18 protein-coding genes and 1 pseudogene are annotated in these 17,933 nt (G+C 49.2%); all 19 read right to left on the reverse strand.

The genetic code is table 11. The features are described 5' to 3' along the window. Positions 1-59: 59 nt before the first annotated feature. Complete coding sequence (locus tag HGBM_RS22745; RefSeq protein WP_019123393.1) at positions 60-764, reverse strand: ABC transporter ATP-binding protein; 705 nt, start codon at positions 762-764, stop codon at positions 60-62. Next, a complete protein-coding gene (locus HGBM_RS22750) occupies positions 751-1,536 on the reverse strand; it encodes an ABC transporter ATP-binding protein (RefSeq protein WP_019123394.1) in 786 nt (261 codons plus the stop codon). The genes HGBM_RS22745 and HGBM_RS22750 overlap by 14 nt, the downstream gene beginning before the upstream one ends. Continuing rightward, complete coding sequence (locus HGBM_RS32165) at positions 1,529-2,077, reverse strand: ABC transporter permease subunit (protein ID WP_019123395.1); 549 nt, start codon at positions 2,075-2,077, stop codon at positions 1,529-1,531. The genes HGBM_RS22750 and HGBM_RS32165 overlap by 8 nt, the downstream gene beginning before the upstream one ends. Then, positions 2,067-2,477, reverse strand: coding sequence for a branched-chain amino acid ABC transporter permease (locus HGBM_RS32170; RefSeq protein ID WP_280990815.1), 411 nt, complete (start codon positions 2,475-2,477; stop codon positions 2,067-2,069). The genes HGBM_RS32165 and HGBM_RS32170 overlap by 11 nt, the downstream gene beginning before the upstream one ends. 9 nt (positions 2,478-2,486) lie before the next feature. Beyond that, on the reverse strand, positions 2,487-3,368 hold the full coding sequence (locus HGBM_RS22760) for a branched-chain amino acid ABC transporter permease (protein ID WP_019123397.1): 882 nt from the start codon (positions 3,366-3,368) through the stop codon (positions 2,487-2,489). 86 nt (positions 3,369-3,454) lie between these two features. Next, positions 3,455-4,618: an ABC transporter substrate-binding protein gene (locus HGBM_RS22765; protein ID WP_019123398.1), complete on the reverse strand. Its 1,164-nt coding sequence runs from the start codon at positions 4,616-4,618 to the stop codon at positions 3,455-3,457. A gap of 104 nt (positions 4,619-4,722) precedes the next feature. Continuing rightward, the gene (locus HGBM_RS22770; RefSeq protein ID WP_019123399.1) at positions 4,723-5,913 is read right to left on the reverse strand and encodes a helix-turn-helix domain-containing protein; all 1,191 of its coding nucleotides are present in this window, start codon (positions 5,911-5,913) and stop codon (positions 4,723-4,725) included. A 222-nt stretch (positions 5,914-6,135) separates the two neighbouring features. Beyond that, on the reverse strand, positions 6,136-6,501 hold the full coding sequence (locus HGBM_RS32645) for a Wadjet anti-phage system protein JetD domain-containing protein (RefSeq protein WP_081590281.1): 366 nt from the start codon (positions 6,499-6,501) through the stop codon (positions 6,136-6,138). Positions 6,502-7,008: 507 nt separating this feature from the next. Continuing rightward, positions 7,009-7,311: pseudogene (locus HGBM_RS29120) on the reverse strand (SbcC/MukB-like Walker B domain-containing protein); the annotation flags it as partial. A gap of 201 nt (positions 7,312-7,512) precedes the next feature. Next, the gene (locus tag HGBM_RS22795; RefSeq protein WP_019123404.1) at positions 7,513-7,854 is read right to left on the reverse strand and encodes a DUF1904 family protein; all 342 of its coding nucleotides are present in this window, start codon (positions 7,852-7,854) and stop codon (positions 7,513-7,515) included. Between the two features lie 87 nt (positions 7,855-7,941). Beyond that, positions 7,942-8,349: an NUDIX hydrolase gene (locus tag HGBM_RS22800; RefSeq protein WP_019123405.1), complete on the reverse strand. Its 408-nt coding sequence runs from the start codon at positions 8,347-8,349 to the stop codon at positions 7,942-7,944. Continuing rightward, a complete protein-coding gene (locus tag HGBM_RS28330) occupies positions 8,291-9,184 on the reverse strand; it encodes a phosphocholine cytidylyltransferase family protein (RefSeq protein ID WP_019123406.1) in 894 nt (297 codons plus the stop codon). Before HGBM_RS28330 ends, HGBM_RS22800 begins: the two co-directional genes overlap by 59 nt. Further along, the gene (locus tag HGBM_RS22810; RefSeq protein WP_026074608.1) at positions 9,174-10,604 is read right to left on the reverse strand and encodes a Mur ligase family protein; all 1,431 of its coding nucleotides are present in this window, start codon (positions 10,602-10,604) and stop codon (positions 9,174-9,176) included. Before HGBM_RS22810 ends, HGBM_RS28330 begins: the two co-directional genes overlap by 11 nt. A 444-nt stretch (positions 10,605-11,048) precedes the next feature. Beyond that, the gene (locus HGBM_RS31940; protein ID WP_261798190.1) at positions 11,049-11,513 is read right to left on the reverse strand and encodes a CPBP family intramembrane glutamic endopeptidase; all 465 of its coding nucleotides are present in this window, start codon (positions 11,511-11,513) and stop codon (positions 11,049-11,051) included. Further along, the gene (locus HGBM_RS31945; RefSeq protein WP_245553054.1) at positions 11,431-11,730 is read right to left on the reverse strand and encodes a hypothetical protein; all 300 of its coding nucleotides are present in this window, start codon (positions 11,728-11,730) and stop codon (positions 11,431-11,433) included. The genes HGBM_RS31940 and HGBM_RS31945 overlap by 83 nt, the downstream gene beginning before the upstream one ends. A gap of 227 nt (positions 11,731-11,957) precedes the next feature. Then, complete coding sequence (locus tag HGBM_RS22825; RefSeq protein ID WP_019123410.1) at positions 11,958-13,538, reverse strand: SagB family peptide dehydrogenase; 1,581 nt, start codon at positions 13,536-13,538, stop codon at positions 11,958-11,960. 22 nt (positions 13,539-13,560) lie between these two features. Then, positions 13,561-15,504: a TOMM precursor leader peptide-binding protein gene (locus tag HGBM_RS22830; RefSeq protein ID WP_019123411.1), complete on the reverse strand. Its 1,944-nt coding sequence runs from the start codon at positions 15,502-15,504 to the stop codon at positions 13,561-13,563. After that, entirely contained in the window at positions 15,501-17,417 is a 1,917-nt protein-coding gene (locus tag HGBM_RS22835; RefSeq protein ID WP_019123412.1) for a putative thiazole-containing bacteriocin maturation protein, read from the reverse strand. The genes HGBM_RS22830 and HGBM_RS22835 overlap by 4 nt, the downstream gene beginning before the upstream one ends. Before the next feature lie 208 nt (positions 17,418-17,625). Beyond that, positions 17,626-17,892: a hypothetical protein gene (locus HGBM_RS22840; RefSeq protein WP_019123413.1), complete on the reverse strand. Its 267-nt coding sequence runs from the start codon at positions 17,890-17,892 to the stop codon at positions 17,626-17,628. Positions 17,893-17,933: the final 41 nt, after the last annotated feature.

A 17,933-nucleotide genomic window follows, 5' to 3' on the forward strand; every position in this document is an offset into this window, starting at 1 on the left:
TCGGGCGGGTTAAGCAACTCTATCTTGTTCAACCCAAATAGCCTCCTTTTGAGCTCAGTTTATTTTCCCAGGTACGCTTTTTTGACAATATCCTGATTGCGCAGGTTCTCTGCCGTATCGTGGAATCCGATCTCTCCATGCTCCAGCACATAACCCCGATCGGCCACCGACAGCGCCATCGTGGCATTTTGTTCAATTAAAAGAATCGTCAGACCCTGCTGTTTAATTCGGCGAATGGTCTCAAAGATGTCTTTCACTACAATCGGCGCCAAGCCCATGGAAGGCTCATCGAGGATCAGCAGTTTCGGCATCGCCATCAAGGCTCGCCCAATGGCCAGCATTTGCTGTTCTCCTCCGCTCATGGTGCCTGCCATTTGGCTTTTGCGCTCAGCAAGTCTGGGAAAAAGTTGATAAACCATGTTAAGATCTTCCTGCAGTTCTAACTTTGTCGCTTTTCGGGAATAAGCGCCCATCAGCAAGTTGTTTGCTACGGAAAGCTTTGGAAAGACACGCCTTCCTTCCGGCACCATCACAATTCCCTCTTTTACAATCTGATGGGTGGGCAGGCCGTTTATTTCTTTATTTTGATACCGGATGGAGCCTTTGGAGGGAATCACGCCGCAAATCGCGTTAAGAGTGGTGGTTTTCCCGGCACCATTCGAACCGATCAGGGTGACCACCTCTCCCTGATTCACCTCCAAGCTGATATCTCTCACTGCGTGAATGCTGCCGTAGGAGACGTTCAGTTTTTCAATGTGCAACATGCTCGCTCACCTCCCCGATACCCTCTTTTCCGATATACGCTTCAATGACATCAGGATGCGAGATAATCGCTTCCGGCTCCCCGTCCGCTATTTTCACGCCATGGTCAAGCACGGCAATCCGATCGCATAGCTCGACAACCATCGCCACATTATGCTCGATCAAGATGACAGTCGTTCCTTTCTGCTGGATTTGTTTGATCAGCTCTGTCATTTCCTGGACCTCTCCAGCGTTCATTCCCGCCGTTGGTTCATCCAGCAGAAGCAGCTTCGGTTGTGATACAAGGGCCCTCGCAATCTCGACCCGCCGTTGGTTGCCGTACGAGAGACTGCCCGCGACTTCTTCCTCATAGCCTTTCAATCCCACTGTTTCCAAGATGCGCAGACTTTCCTCGGTTACAAATTGTTCCTCATCGCGTGCTGCGCGAAATCCGAGAATCGACGCCCAGAGGCCGGAATTTGTCGTGCGGAACATCCCCACTTTGACGTTGTCCAATACGGTCTCTTCTTTTAAAAGGCGGATGTTTTGGAAGGTCCGCGATATTCCTTGTTGGGCAATCCGGAATGGTTTGATTCCGGCGATCTCCGCCCCCTCAAACGAGATGCTTCCCTGATCCGGTTTGTAAATGCCAGTCAGGATATTGAAAAAGGTCGTTTTTCCGGCGCCGTTCGGTCCTATCAGGCCGACGATCTCTCCCTGGTTTACCTCTAAACTCACACCGCCAACAGCCGTTAAACCGCCAAATCGTTTGGTGATTCCTTCGATTCTAAGCAACGTGACCACCGTCCTTCAGCGACTTTTGCTCGGGAAATTGACGGTTTTTTGATTTCTTCATTTGTGTTTTTCCAAAAATGCCTTTTGGGCGGTATCTCATGACAAGGACCATCAGTATTCCGTACAGCATCATTTTGTACATATCCAGATACTTCATATCGACAATGCCGATGTTGAATAAGCGGAAAGCTTCCGGCAACAGGTAGAGTGCGGATACTCCGAAGATCGTTCCGCGAATGCTGCCAAGTCCTCCCAACACAACCATGCTAAGAACCGTAGCGGAAATAGGAAAGCCAAACGATTCGGCGCTGATAAATGAAACCTTGTGGGCAAACAGCGCGCCAGCAGCTCCTGCGTAGGCTCCCCCAATCGCAAATACCAAAACCTTGTAGTAGGTAGTATTGATTCCCATCGATTGGGCAACCGTCTCGTCTTCCCGGATCGTCATCCAGGCGCGCCCTATGCGCGATTGCGTCATCTTTTTCAATACGTAAATGGCAACCAGCATTACCAGGACGACAAAAAGCAAGTTAGCTTGCATTTTTTAATTCAAAGCCGAATAGGGAAGGCAGCGGAACGGAATCGATGCCGTAGGCACCTCCGGTGATCTCCGCGTTTTTAAAAAACGATTGAATGATCAGCCCTAGTCCCAGCGTGGTAATCGCCAGAAAGTCCTCCCGAACACGCAAGCTGGGCAGACCCAGGATGGCGCTGAGCAAAAATGTGATCACAACAGCAAGAATCATCGACAGCCATGGATTCAAGTCAAACTTGACTGACAAAATGGCCGAGGAGTAAGCGCCAATCCCGTAAAAGGCTGCATGCCCGAGCGTTACCTGTCCGGCATAGCCGGTGATTAGATTCAACCCTAAACCAAGCAAAATATAGATGACTAAAAAGACGACAATGTCAACGTAATAAGGATTAAAAATGTCATCCATCTCCATCACCTACACTTTCTCAATGTTCTTTCCAAATAGTCCGGACGGTTTCACCAGCAGGATAATGATCAAGATAACGAACGCGATCGCATCCTTGTCAATCACCATTCCCGTCATGTAACCCTCGCTCAGCGATTCGACAATTCCTAAAATCAAACCGCCCACAATTGTTCCCGGGATGGAGCCCAATCCGCCAAGCACTACGACACAAAACGCTTTCAATCCAGGAATCGCACCCATTGTCGGGAAGATCGAGTTAAAGTTCAGCGCCACCAGAACACCGGCAACCCCTGCCAATGCGGAACCGATCATAAATGTTACGGAAACGACACGGTTTACGTTTACCCCCATCAGCGATGCAGCACGCAAATCTTGTGCCGCCGCCTGAATCGCGATCCCCAATCTGGTCCATTTCAAAAAGGCATAGAGTAAAGCAAGCCCAACCACACCGGCTAGAATGATATACATTTTGACATTGGTCATCGTGATCGATTGAGACAGCTTGATGATGGAAACTTCAATGCCTGTCTCCGGAAACGCCTGCGTATCCGATGTAAAGACAACCTGGAACAGATTCTCCAAAAAGATCGCTACACCCACACCGCTGATTAACGTGGTGATCGGATGGACACCACGCAGCGGGCGGTAGGCAAACTTTTCAATGGCCATTCCGGCTAGAGCTGATACAAACATCGCGAAAAGCAACGCGACCAGAAAATTCATATGGAAATACATGATTCCCACCATTGCTGCAAATGCCCCGACCGTGTAAATCACCCCATGCGCAAAGTGCAACAGTTTAAGCACACCATACACCATGGTTAACCCGACAGCGATTAAAATATAGGTAAATCCCAATGCAATGCCGTTTACAATTTGTTGGCCAAGCATATCGATTTCACCCCTTTCACAAAAATGGGATAACGAAAGGAGGACCGTTCTTGGTCCCCCTTGGTAGAACGCTCTGTGATGAAAAGTTAGTTATACACTTTTGACGTCACAAACTGGAATTTTCCATCTTTTACTGTCATAAAGATCACCGGCTTAATCACCTCATGGTCAGGACCAAATGAAATTTTTCCGGAGGTGCCTTCCAAATCTTTTGTTTCATTGATCGCTTTCGCCAGTTTTTCCCTGTCTGGACCAGATTTTTTCAATCCTTCCAGAATCACTTTTGTGGCATCAAAGCTTTGTGAGGAGAGCATGTCCGGTTCGCCTTGATATTTCTCTTTCCATGCTTTTACGAAGTTTTGCACCACTTCTCTGCTGTCACTCGTGTAGAAAGAGGTTGTGAAGATAGAACCTTCTGTATTGGCTTTCCCCAGCTCCAGATATTTCGGGGAGTCAAATCCGTCCACTCCGAGCAGCTGTGCCTCAATGCCGGATTCCCTAGCCTGTTTGACGATAGCGGAAGCCTCGTTGTAGTAGCCAACAATATACAACGCCTCAGGGTTGGCTTGTTTTACCGCTGTCAGCAAAGAGCTAAAATCCTTGTCACCCATCTTGAACGGACGACCAATCACAATCTGTCCGCCCAATTTTTCCACATGTTCTTTAAACGCTCCATAAATCGATTGTCCGTAATCAATCTCCACATAAAGAACCGCTATTTTTTTCTTATGAAGTTCATTTACTGTATAGTCGGCCATCGCTTTTCCCTGTATGGGACCGGTATAAATCACACGATTTACGTAATCGCCGCCCGTCGTAATCTCGGGATGCACAGCGTAAGCAGCTACCATCGGAACTTTTGCTTCTTGCGCCTTGGGAGCCACTGTTTTGGACGGCCCGCTGTAGGCCCCGTCTACAATCGCGATAACTTTGTCACTATTGATCAGTTTTTGCACAGCCTTTAACGCTTCTTCCGGTTTCCCCTGATCGTCTTCCGCAACCAATTCCACCTGTTTGCCATTCACTCCGCCCTCTGCGTTCACCTGCTCCACAGCAAGCAATGCCGCATCCCTGCTATGCGTGCCATCGGTCGCAGTCGGTCCGGTCAACGGCCCGAACCAGCCGATTTTTATTGTGTCTGCCCCTGCGTTACCGCTATTTCCTCCGTTGGAAGCCGCCTGGTTTCCGCAACCGGCAAACAACAGAGAAAGAGCGAGTACACTTGAGAGAGCTGTTATTTTCTTTTTCACTAAAATACCCCCTGTAATTTTTGCTTCTTTTTAAAACAATCAAATCATTGATTATTATCTTACTCGATAACGCTTACAAAACATCTAGCAAAAATTGTGGAGTACTAGCATAATTTTGCTTTCCTATACTTTGTCGGCGTGATATCCATATATTTTTTAAAGGTTCTGCTAAAATAATTGGGATCATCAAAGCCAACAAGCTGTGCTGTCTGCTGCACGCTGAAATCGGGATTTTCCAAGTAAAATAACGATTTTTTCACCCTGATGCGATTCAGATAATCGATAAAGCTCTCCCCGATTTCCCGTTTGAACAGGTGGCTGAAATGATAGACGCTCAGACAACAATATTGTGCTACTTCCCCTAAAGATATTCTTCTTTGATGGTTGTCCAATATATAACGAACCGCCTTCTGAATCACCGGTGATACTTTAGATACATGCAACCCCTGCACCTGTTGTGTCAATCTTTTGCAATGTTCACACACCTTGAGAACAAATTTGTCATAGCGAATCGTTTTATAAAGGTCCTGAATGAACCGTGTATTTTCCGACAGGATGGTTGAGGCATCCCTGCCTGATTCCAGCACAATGCGCGTAATCGTCATGACCAGATCCACAACCTCTGACTTAAATATGTCCACATCCTTTTGATAGGCTTCCGCCATCTTTTCAAGGTGAGCTTTCAGCAGGTCACAAACACCATCATCATCGCCAATCCGCACACGAGCCAGCAGCTCTGTCCTCTCCTGCGCCGAAAGAGCGTCTTGCCACTGCTTGTTGTGCGCCTTTTTTTCGTAACGGAAAATCAGTTGATTTCCCTGAAAAAAACGATCGTTCATAGACTCTATAGCTTCTTCATATGAGTAATGAAGCAAGTAGGGATTATCCTGATAGCTTCCGATCCCGATCGACACAGAAGCTCCTCTGCGGGCCACACATTTTTGTATCTTACGGGCAATCTCTTCGGTCATTCTCCAATAGTCGTCCCGCTGTTTTTGCTCCAATTGCACTTCCAACAGAACAGCCAGCACTCCTTCCGCTACCCAAATCCAGGCGAAAGGTACAGGGATCGCTTCTGAAACGCCTTCTACTACGTGTTTCCCTATCTCCATTCGCCATAGAAATGGTTTCCCGATAATCAAATCCGGATATCTGTCAATGGACACGATCATCACGATTTGCGGGTGGAACTGAATTCCATAGCTTTTTTGAATCTCTTCAAAGCTCCCTTCATGCACCAATGTTCCTGAAAGAAGCAATTGGGAAAATGCAGTTTGTGCGAAGTGAAGTGTCATCGGGCAACTCCTTTTCTTTCATACACGTGTATGATTCTATCAATATAGATCAAGCTACTACTTGCTTGAATGTACCTGATCTGCGTCGGCAACATCTCTCCTGCCATCATTAAACTCGAATTAAAGTAAGGGTAAAGTTTCGAGGTTGGACAAAAGCTGGAAGGCTACCTGCTGCATAAGCCAGGTCCTTTTATTCAAACTTTCTGCAATTAGCGTAACCGTTTATGGGATCATATAAGGCAAATCATCATATTCAAATACACTCTCCTGTTCAAGACGGACATGATGCTGCAGCATGGCCCGCAAGACTTTTGTCCAGGAACTATACCGAGGGTCTTCAAACACGGCATTGACTTTGGCCAAATAGGAATCTTTTATCGGGATGCCTCTCTCTTTGTACTTGAAAAGCATATGCTCGTCCATCCACAGCGGCTGCAACTGTCCAAAAAAGTGCTGCCGCAGGTATTCAAAAATTCGGATACCGCCCAGATCGATATCCCCCAGTGAAAGACGGGAATTTTGACGTCGGAGGCATCCATAAAGGCGGCAAGCTTGGAAAGGAAGCTCCTGAGTACCCCATGCGGGAATCCGCCTGTATAAATGACAATTTCATTCGCTTCGGTATGGTACTGAATCCATTGATAATAGCTTGTGAGGTTCTCGATCATCACGATTCATTTGGATTGCAGGCTCAACAGCTCTCGGCGACTGTTTGCATGGAAAGACTGATTCCCCCCCGGAAGTCCGCTTGTATTGGTCACGGTCTGTCCAATTTGAAACGTTAGCCTTCCAGACACGAAAACACTTCTCGGGTGTTGAACAATCCCGATGTTGTCCAGATACTCCTGATCAGTATCGAACTCTGACTCCATGTATGTTTTTAACAGAGTGACTAGCCGTTTTTCCACTTTTTGCTCAAAATGTTTCGAGTCAAGAAACAGCTCCTGACTGAACAACCGTTTTGGTGTATCTTGCTGCAGTTCTGGCAACTTTCGCAACACTTTTACCAGATCCGTATAGCCATCCGGGTCATCGAGGTTGAGCCCGGATGATTTTCTGCGAGAAAGCTCTTTGTCTGTCTCTTCCCACCATTTTTTAACCCAATTCCAAAGGCTGGAGAATCTGGCGCAAACGTTTGATTTTTTCTCCTTTGGGCGTTATTCCGGAAAGAGAATACGCACGCTCTATGGAGTCAGAAGAAAGAGCAACCTTGGAAAGCTCCGTTCCCTCCTTAAATTTCACCAGGACATTCATCTGCTTGATCAGGCGCAGGCCTGTTTGAATTCGCTGTTCGTCCATTTTGTTGAACGCTTCATCGAAAATTACCAGACGCATCGTTTTTCCCCCTGTGTACAGGTAATGAAACGAAGCGAGAATGGCAATATAAAACGGCGTCTGCTTTTCCCCCGTTCATCGTCTGGGTTGTCGAATAAAGATCCTCTTTCTTATAGTCCACCCCGCCAAATTGTACGCGGTTTGGGTCTTTTGTGAGCGTGACCGCAAGCAACATGCCTTTTTTGACCCATCCGCCTTTTCCGTTTCCATTTCTCCAACCCGCACAAGAGGATATGTCCTTCTTGTCTGGAGCGGGGTTTTGGTTCAATCCTTGCTGTCAAAGCAGCATTCACCATTTACGTAGTAACTGTCTTCCCGATACGTGCGAAAAGCGATCTCTACCTCTTCGATGCCAAGTGCCAGCACATGCTTCGCAATCGCTTTGGCCGCACGATCTCTCGTTTCCACTCCCCGCTCAAACCAGGCCACCTCAATAAACGGATAGGACGCTGCCAGCTTGCCGTCAAAAACAGCTGTCGTATGAAGGCATTCGATGAGAAAATTGTCCGTTCCACATTCACAAATCGCTGCCAATTCCTCTACGACCGATTTGCTGATCGAGCACATTTGATCCGGTGTAATTCCTCTAACCATGAGATGCGGCATGTTTTTGGTCTCCTTTTTACGGATATTTGATGATCTGTCTCATGGACATTCTATCATCTGCAACAAGTGGTGACCAACCATTTGCGCTCACATCTCAATGACAAATGGTTGGCTGTCTTGCTGCAGGCAGCGGACAACTCTTTGTTGAAACGCCTTTAAGCTGATCTTCCTCATCGCCTCTTCAACGGAAAAGTAGCCGACATCAAGATGTTCATAAGAGCAGGCAAGCTCGCCGCTAACCGGTTTTCCCTGAAACAAAAAAACACAGATGGATCTGGCAATATCCTGTTCGATTCCACACAGCCTGGCCAATTCAATGTCGATTCCCGACTCTTCCTTCACTTCCCTGATGGCTGCTTTCGTAATCGATTCACCTGTTTCTACGTATCCGCCGGGAAACTCCCACCCCCTGCTGTATGCCTTTACCAGAAGCAGTTTATTTTCCGGGTTGGTCACCATAACCGCAACGGCCAATTTCTGCTTTGGAATGGCCATCAACCTCACCCCCTTGCCCGCCACCGTTTGATCGATCAGCTTCCCGCGCTTTGATCATGGGATAAATCTGCAGGGCCGCCTGGTTCCAATGATACTCGTTATCCACTTCACACCAGGCCAGGTCATGTAGTTTGCGTACAAACAATTTCACTTCCTTGGAAATTCCGATAAGCGCATGTTCGTAATCCAGAGTGGATGTGGTTGGCAACATCTTCGCAACATACCTGCACATCGCATGAAAGGCCGTACAGGAGAGTTTCGTCATCCCCACATATTCCGCATAAATGCTGGCCAGATCTTCGACTCTTTTGGACAGATTGACGAGATGGCGGTCTTCATCTGTTTCGATAAAGACTTCATCACCGGAGTGAGTGAATGTACTTGCCAAAATGACGTCCGGCCGCTCATCTTCCATTAATCTGCGCAAAGCCTTTTTTTCATAGATCAAATCGGACTCAAGCAGTATAAAATCCTCGCTGATATGATCCTTTAACTGATACAGGGTGTACATGCTCCCTGTCGATTCGTAATGATCATTATAGACACATTGGATTTGAGGATAGCGAGCAGCGAGACGTTCATACATTTCGCTGACATACCCCGTTCCGATCACGATTTTGTCAATTCCCACCTCCAGCAATTTGGCGATGGAATGTTCGATAATCGGCTTTTCATCGATGACCAAAAAACCTTTCGGGCGACCATTTGTCCTGCTGCCCAGCCTCTTTCCCATTCCCGCAGCGACAATGACCGCCGTCTTGACGATTGCAGCACCTGCACCCCGGCAGCTGTCGCGACAGCCGCCCCAACCATTCTCGTGCAGATCATTGCCCATCCGTTCCCGCCTGCCGCTGATGGGGTATAAGCTTGCTCTTCAAGCTTTGAAAGGACGGTCTCATCATTACCCGGTAGGTAACTTTCAACAGAATCATCGCGTTTTCATCAAGGTGAGGCTCTAAAATCTTGTAAATTTGCGAACCGTTCTCACAAAAATAAACGCTGTGCTCGTTCATCCCCTGTCTCAAGGCGCTAAGACCGATTTCCTCCGCTTCCTCACCAACGACGATCAACAGGTCAAGATTGGTTTCTACCGCTTTTTCACCCATTTTCGCATATTGTTCCAGCGCGTATTCACTTTCACCCAACTGCGGCATGTAGCCCAACAGAGCGATTGTTTTCCTTCCCTGGGAAATATCTTTCAGCACTTGAAGCGCAGTGGCCATTGCGAGCGGAGAAGAATTCCAGGTATCGTCGATTACCGTACAGCCGTTGACGCCTGTTTTTACCTCCAAATGCTCTTCCACCTGTTCAAAGCCGGCTAATCGATGCAGCGCTGTTTCAATCTCCACCCCAATACGCGACACTGCTGCGATCGCTGCAAGAGCATTGTACACATTGTGTTCTCCATAGCCGGGAACGTAACCCTGATAAGATTTGCCTTGATGCGCCAGTTCAAAATTCATCCCTTTGTCTGCATAGCTGATGTTTTTGGCGCGAAAATCGGACCGGTCGGTTTTGCCGAAATAGACGACTTGCTGCAATCCGCTGACATCGATCACTTTTTTACTATTTTCATCATCATCATTCAGGATGAGGACTCCGCTTTCCGGATCGATTCCTTCCATGATTTCCGCTTTTGCCTTCATATACTCTTCGGGTGTTTCGCAACCAGCCAAGTGGTGCACATCGATGTTTAGCAAAAGGCGGATCTGCGGTTGGAAGTACCGGCAGGCCGTGCCCAAATAGCCCGGATAAACAACCGGTATTTCGAAAACAGCCACGTCCGTGTGTTGGTCAATTTCGAGTAAATATTCCACATTGTCCCAAATACCATTGATGCTCCTCCAAGTAGCCGTTACTGTAAAATCTTCTTCATCGAGAATCTGCCGTATCATTTCTTTTGTCGTCGTTTTGCCGCAGGTTCCTGTGATGCCGATCACCGGGATTGGAAAAAGGTTTCGGTAGTACTGGACAAACTGCTCATAAGCCTGCTCTACCTGTTCAACCTGGATGAGAATGATCGAATCCTCCAAATCCATGCAAAAATCCGGTTTATCTGAAATAATCGCGACCGACTGGTAAACTCTCCAATACTTTCCGTGGATTGGCTCTCTGTCCAGATGGAAGACCAAGGTATGGTCGTCGATCTCCTTCTTCGACCAATCGATTACGTTCATCATCATCGGGTTGCCGGACCCATGAATGATGCGGCCACCTATTTGTTGAACAATGTCACGTAACGGTATGCTTTTCACCTCAAGTCACTCCCATTCAATTGAATTTTACGTTGTTTCCCTTCATGACCGGTCAATGACAAATCGACTGCCAACTCCCCGAATGACCGCACTTTTGCGCATCTACTAATTCACAGAGTCGATCTCTCATCGGCTCCACAAGAAAACCTCCCATTTATCAATTTGCCTCAGACTTGTCTTGCCCATGATTTCGTTTATTAGCATAGTATGGAAAATGAATAAAGTTTCTTGTGTACTTATCGCTGTTCAGTCAACCATATTATCAGTTGCGGAAGCGTGCAGGAAATGCTTCTTTCTTCATGCCACTCCCCCTTTTGCCGATCTGTTCGCGGACAAAATTGTTGCAGCACTCATTGATCGAACCGGATGTACGGGAATGGAACAGCCCATTCTCTTTAAAAAGCAAAAAAGGGCCTAAAAAAGCCCTTTTTAGCGTATCGGCCACTACCTTAAAAAAAGCGCATACACCGCCATGATCCCTGAGTCTGCGAGAATATGGCAGGCGATCGAACCGATTAACGAATTGCTTTTGATTCGCATATATGCCCATACGATTCCGGCAAAAAAGACAGGGATGATGACAAAAATATGATAAGGCCAATTAAACAAAGGGATGACGGAAAGGAAATGATACAGGCTGTAAAACAGAGAGGTAAGAAACATGATCCCCCGCTTCCCCAGTTTCCCTTCTAACTTTGTAAACAGATATCCTCTCCAGTAGATCTCTTCCAGAAAGGGATTGACAAACATGATAGTCAGCACCAACCATGGAAGAAGATTTCCTGAAAAATGCCATTTGACCAATAGATTCTGTAGATTGGCTTTATCAAAGAAGCAGCTTTGCAAGAAATATCCGGACAAAACAATGGCGAAAAAGCAAAAAATGCCCAAATAAATGCCATGATACACATTTTTCCGCTTGATAACCAAGCCAAAGTGTTGAAGCGTCTCCGGCCATTTCTGTCTTTTCACCAAGAGCATTTCTCCAAACGGAACGGCCGACAGCCAACCGTAAAAAAGCAGAAATGTTAACGGTACACTGCCCATAACTTGCAGGCCGAAAAAAATCATGATCGTTGGACCCAGCAATAAAATCATTCGCGTCATCATATCCCCACCACATCATGTCGGTTATTCATAACCCAATATTATCCGGTTAAACAAAAAGGCAGCAGTACCAACTTATCGTAGTACCTAATAGATAATAAAAGACACGGTACAAGATTGTCCGTGCCTTTTCGCAGTCCCTTTCTCCCGCGGGAACCGTAAACCAGCATGCAGATTCCCCACTTACTGGTAACTGACTGCGCACACTTCATGAGATTTTACGCTAAGCTGTGCAACCAAATTCGGTCAGGCATGCAGCCCTCCCTCCAGCTTTGAGCGAGGACGATGATGGCCAACCGGGATTTGAATCAGGCTGGTTTTTCCATGAGGAGCCAATTGATACAGCTCATCACACAGGTTCGCATCATAGTCAAGCAGCGGGTGTCCCCCCATCCCGAGGGCGGTCGCTGTCAACAGCAGACGCTGCACGAGCATGCCGCATTCCATCTGCTGGATGCGGTATCCTCTATATCCCAGCTCCGTTTGGAGGTGACCCTTATCGCCGACGACATGGAAACAGAAGGGTACCTGAAACAGATTGACGTTATGCATCGACATTCCTTGCTGCAGCCAGCAGCGATGATCCCCAGGATGGATCTGACACAAGGCATGTGCGGCGCTGTCGTAGCAGTAGGCGCCATTCGGGATATGTTCCACATCATAAAAGCAGCCATACAGGGCGACACGGGGCTGATGCCTTTCCCGCTCTCCATCCAGGTCATTTCGATACGGGAAAGAAGCCGCAACCTCTTGCAGCAAGACGGCCAACTGGGTCTGGCTTACTTTCTTCAAAATAAAATCCATATCCGGTGAATACCGACTCCTGCAAGCGGTGGAGAAATCATATGCGATCCGCTTGACGTCAGGCAGCGGCATTGCCTGGCCCGCGCAGGCATTGCTGATTTCTTCCCCAATCTGCCGAAACGATCGTGATGAGTCCAGCAGAGATGCTTCGTTCATTTTGATCAGCATGGGATACTCCCTGATGTTTCGCGAACGCACGTAGTGATCATGCCGAACGCTTGGCAGCTCACGGCACAGTTCGCCGGAAGAGATGTCCTTTTCTCCGTCATTCATGTGATGAAACCAGTCCATCGCAGGCTCCATCGACAGCGGAATGACCGCATACACGCTTTCTTCTTCTTCCACGAGTCCGAGCAGATGATTGACAGCCCGATCAAGGAACTGAAAGTAGACCCCTGTTTCAAAGCCGAACCGCTTCGCCACTTCCAGCAGCTGTCCAAGCAGTACACCGGCATCCAGCCCTTGCAAACGGTAAGAAAAGTTATGGTATTTAAAAAAGTTTTTCCAAAACATGGTTGATACAAAAACCGTGCAAAAACTGGCAGACACGTCACAGCGATAGCCTAGAGCCCTGGCAAGATATGAATCGAAATCACCCTCCCGCACCAGCACCAGGCGATGGTGTGCCACATCATAATGGTACACCCCGCAAGCCGTATCCTCCATTTTCAGATAGACGTACATTTCGCTCGGATACAGGGCTCCCCCGGAGGGGACAAACCGGCGAAACGACTGAATGGATCCTTCCTGCAGACCGGCCTGGGCCAAATCCGGGACAGACTGGCGGAATTGCGTCAGCCCAAATACGTACCAGAGTAAATCACCGATATCGCGAAGGGTTGGCGTCCCGTTCACTTCGCGCCCTTCCAGACTAAGCGGCACTTCCGGTGAAAGAGGAACCGCGGGCAAGTGCCGGTAGAGCTTATAGGCAAGCGGAGCGTCTTGCCAATCGACCTCCCAATCAAGCGGTTTTGCCTGATCTGTGTCAAAATGAAGATCGTTCAAAAATGACTGCAGGTTCATCCTTCATCCTCCTCATCATGGTTCATGGAAACGGATGGGGATGTGGATTCAGCTGCTCAGGCGTCAGCGGCTGCTTCGTATACCCAAGTTCAGCCGGTACTCGCAAAACCCGCTCCAGCCCAGTCACCCGCGTCAAGTGATAGCCAAACGTCATCGGCAGCATCCCCGGAATCAGCACTTTCACGCAATACAGTCCGTTTCGCAGGATTTCCGGGGAAGTCTGGTCGACCACGATCACATCGAGCTTCAAACGGCGGAACGCCTGAAGAAGCTCCTTCAGGTCATCGGTCAAGTCCGCATTCCCTGCTTTCTTTTTATATTCCTGGTCAAATGCTTGCAGCGGACGATTTTCATCCAACAAGAAGTGCAGACGCTCTTCCGCTTCCGGCAAGCTGTACAGCATGGAGTGATCTTCCATCTTTTTCACCAGGGTTGGATCGTGCAGCATTTGCCTATACGTATCCCGGTTGGCCTCAAATTTGTCGTCAAGGCTGATCAGCATGCTGGCCACCTCATAGATCGAGCCTTTTACCGCCCGAATCGGGTCGGGGTGGGCTCCGGCCGCGCAGATCAGATTGACTCCCTTTTGCTTCCTGTTTTTCGCGATCGTCCAAACGCTTGGAATCCCATGCTCCAGCGTGGCGTTAAACAGGTACAGATCATAGCCCGCTACCGCCCGCACACGTTCAATCATCAACCGCAATTCCGGGTCGTTTGCGGAATCAGGGTCAAGGCGCGGGAGAGGCAGCTTCGCATACCAGGCAAGCAGGAACGCATCTCTCTCTACCACTTCCAAAATGCCGTAGAAAATGGCCTCCTCCAAACTTCCCCCCAACGCGCAGCCGTTGGAGGTTTCATAGACGAAGCCGTGCCCGCAGCCCACGCTGTAATAGGCGAGTAATTCAGGAACCAGGATCGGACTCTCTTGTAAAAAAGAATAGCCCCATACCCAATCGATGGGCGCGTCAGGAGAATACGATTCAAACGGAAAATCGGGAAGCTCGTACTGTTCTTTCGAGTGCAGCCCAATCTTCACAGGATCAAGCGCCTGTTCCGCCAGATTGCGGTAACTGTCGCGGATGACCGTCCGTTTGCCGCGGGGCGATATTCCGCAATACCGCTCCAATGCTTCCAAAATCGCGGTAAGCTCGCTTTCGGCATAGGAATGAGTCCGCCCTGCTGTCGCCTCATCCCCGATAAACAGCGGCAGATTCACGCTCACATCGGCAAACGGGGAGATGAGATCGCGAATTTTCCCATTGATAAAGCCAGTCCGATAATCGAGATAATCGCTGATCAGGACTTCCTTCAAGCCGCCCATCGGACGGCAGCGGTAGCTGTCAGCGCTGACTTTTGGGCTGGGCTGCAGCGAGATTTGCGCGGTGATCGCAGAATCGTCGGGCAATTGACCGCATATGCTGCACATCGGGTCAGGCAGAATGAAATGGCGCGAACACTTTAATGTTTTCAAGTTGAACAAAAATACCCGTCCTTCCGACAGAGGCCGATTGCCCTGCAGCACTCTTTGCACCTCACCCTCGATCAGATAAGCCATCTGCAAGAGCCCTGAGCGAGAGGCCCATAGATCACGCGGTACCCCGCCTCGCTCATCCAGGACCTGCCGGAGTTTCCAGTTTTCCTCGCGATCGGGTCCGGCCATGAATTGCCGCATGTCCGCACACTGCGAGCATCCCGGAGTACCCGGACGAACCAAAGGTCCAACAATGCCTTCGCCAAATAAAACGGAGCCGCGGAGCCAAGGGACTCCCGCTCGCTGCAAAACTTCTTCCGCCTCGTGACAAACGGACGGATTCCACCCATCGTGCAGCACCAGTGCCAGATCGGTCGCTTCCCGCACTCCTGCCTTCATATCTCGCTGGCGTTCCACACGGCACTGGTCAGACAAGGATCGGCACACATAGTCGGCCAACATTCCTTCACCGACCACAAGCACGACAGCGCTCATCGCGAACCCTCCTCTCTTATCGCCACGCCGAACACGCCTGCAAGCTCCTCTTGTAAAAACGGTTCGATTGCCAGATCGAGGACCACGAGCCGCTTCTTGTTCTGTTTCAAGTTCTGCAAGGCTGACTGCAAAACTTCAGATTGAGCCGTCTCTTCATATGCGGGGAAAATCGCCCTTTGCCGCACCGTTTCGGAAAGCAGCACGGACGAGGCCTCCAACGCTTCGTTCCGCATACCCGCCGATTGAGTTTGCGCCTTCATCAGAGCCTGCTGCAGCGCTTTTCGCAGCGCTGCTGTCACATGCAGGTCAACGCTGCCATACCAGCGTTCGTTTGTCCCCACCCAAACGACTGGAAAGCCGAAGACTTCAACGCCCAAACCGATCGTCGGCGCTCCCTGCATGATGGTGAGTGCTTCCAAATAAAACTGACAGCGACCATCTTCCACCCCGCTTGCTTCCACTGGAAAAACAATCGGCTTTTGAACCAGCTGTTGGTTGGCCAACTCCTCGGCCAAACATTTTTGCAACCCTCTGCCAATGCCTTCCGCAACCGTTTCTCCCGCTCCCACGCCAACGCCGGCATACCCCTGCGGCTCTATCAACCGCGTCACGTACGCTTCGATTCCAACGAGACCTGCTTCCCGCCGCGCCTCCTCATGTGTCAAACCTGCGCAGACTACATCCGGCAGCAGCTCTGCCGGTCCCCGTGAGAGCGGATCAACCGCCTGCACGCGGCACAGAGCCAGCGGCAGCTGCTTCATATCGCCTTCATCCAAGATATGGAGAATCCCTGATTCTGCCGATGTCACCGAGTTGAAAAAAGCAAACAATCCAGTCGACTCGCTTCTGTCGGAACTCGCAGCGAACAGCAGCTCAAGGTTTTGAATCTCTTCGGGCGCTTTTTGTCCGGTCACCAGGGGATGGGGAATAAATGAATACCAGGTCCCTTCCAATGTCTCCAAATCAAGCAGAAAGAATGTATTCTTCCATTCCGACTCGTACACTCCTATCACCATTTTCAGCCATTCAAACACGAGCACATTGGCCAACATGGCTCCGGCCGTGGAAGAGAAGGCAATCTGCTCTGAATCTTTGCAAATCGCGGAGCGGTGGATGCGACGCAGCGCCGACTCCCAACAGCCCTCAGAGTCCGGATGCACGAGCGGACCGGCCAAACCGGCTTGAAACAAGCACGTGGCGGGGGCAAATACCTTGCGCTCCTCCCGGCAAATGGCATGAAGCATGCGCAGTTCCTCAAGATCGCCCTCCTGCGAGACATAAAAGATCGAATCAAACGGCCCTGCTGCCTCCCGCCAAAAGCCCTCCTTCTCCTGCTGCAGGGCCACCTCCCCGATCTCTACCTCCGGGTCCGATTTGCGGGCGTGCTCTGCAAGTTCCACCAGCCTCTGCCGATTGGTCGGCATTGAGTCCGTAATCAGCACATGAAACTTGGGCAATCCCGATTCAAGCAGGGCGGCAACCAACGAAACAAAAAACGGCCCAGAGCCGATCGCCAGCACCTTGGACTGACGATATGTCTCAAAACGGTGCATACCCGATCCGCCGAAACTGTCCAAAAATTCAATTTGCGATGCGTATGTTTTGCGCACCTCCTCTGGCAGTTGATGCGGCCTGTCTTGGCTTACATCCCGCACAAATCCATTTTGGTACAAGCTCTCTGCAATCTCATATACTCTGTCACGGTATTCATCCGGCAATCCATCTGTCAGATCGTGCAGCGTGTGCTCCCCGTTTAATACCGGAATCAACTTTTCGAGCCACTGATCAATGGCGCTGCCTTCCATACGAAACGACCCAAGGTTATTCCGAAAATATACGCTGCCTTGCGGGTCAGGGAGAAAAAACGTGTCCCCTTTCACTTTCAAACGCATTGAAGGGTTTACACTTGCCATTGCACTCCTCCATTCTCGGATGTCGCATTTGACGTCACTTTCACTGATATCCTATGTACTCCTCATTGTCCTTCTTGCCTATTGTTTGTGAAATCCGAATCAGAAAACCCTGAAAAACTTTTTACATTCCGATATGGAACGAAAAGAACCCCTGCCAGCCCAAATTTCTGCTGTGTACAGGGGTACCCTTGCTTTATGAAGGGATCCATCACGGTTGTTGCACCGATAGAAAAACGGGTCTTTTACCCTTATCCTCAAAAACCACCGCATCTGAAGCAACGTTCACCACATCTGAAGCAACGTTCACCGCATCTGAAGCAGCGTTCACCGCATCTGAAGCAACGTTCACCGCATCTTCCACACCGTTCGCCACAACGCTGTGGAGGATCATTGCTTTCGCAATAGCCCGAGGACGACATTTCGCCCGCCCAGAAATCACCAAGATGCAATCCGCGGAGCTCTTTTTTAAAATCACCCATTTTTACAACCCACCTCTAAAAAATTATTTGTAGGTTA

The organism is Brevibacillus massiliensis (assembly GCF_000311785.1).
Taxonomy (GTDB): domain Bacteria; phylum Bacillota; class Bacilli; order Brevibacillales; family Brevibacillaceae; genus Brevibacillus_C; species Brevibacillus_C massiliensis.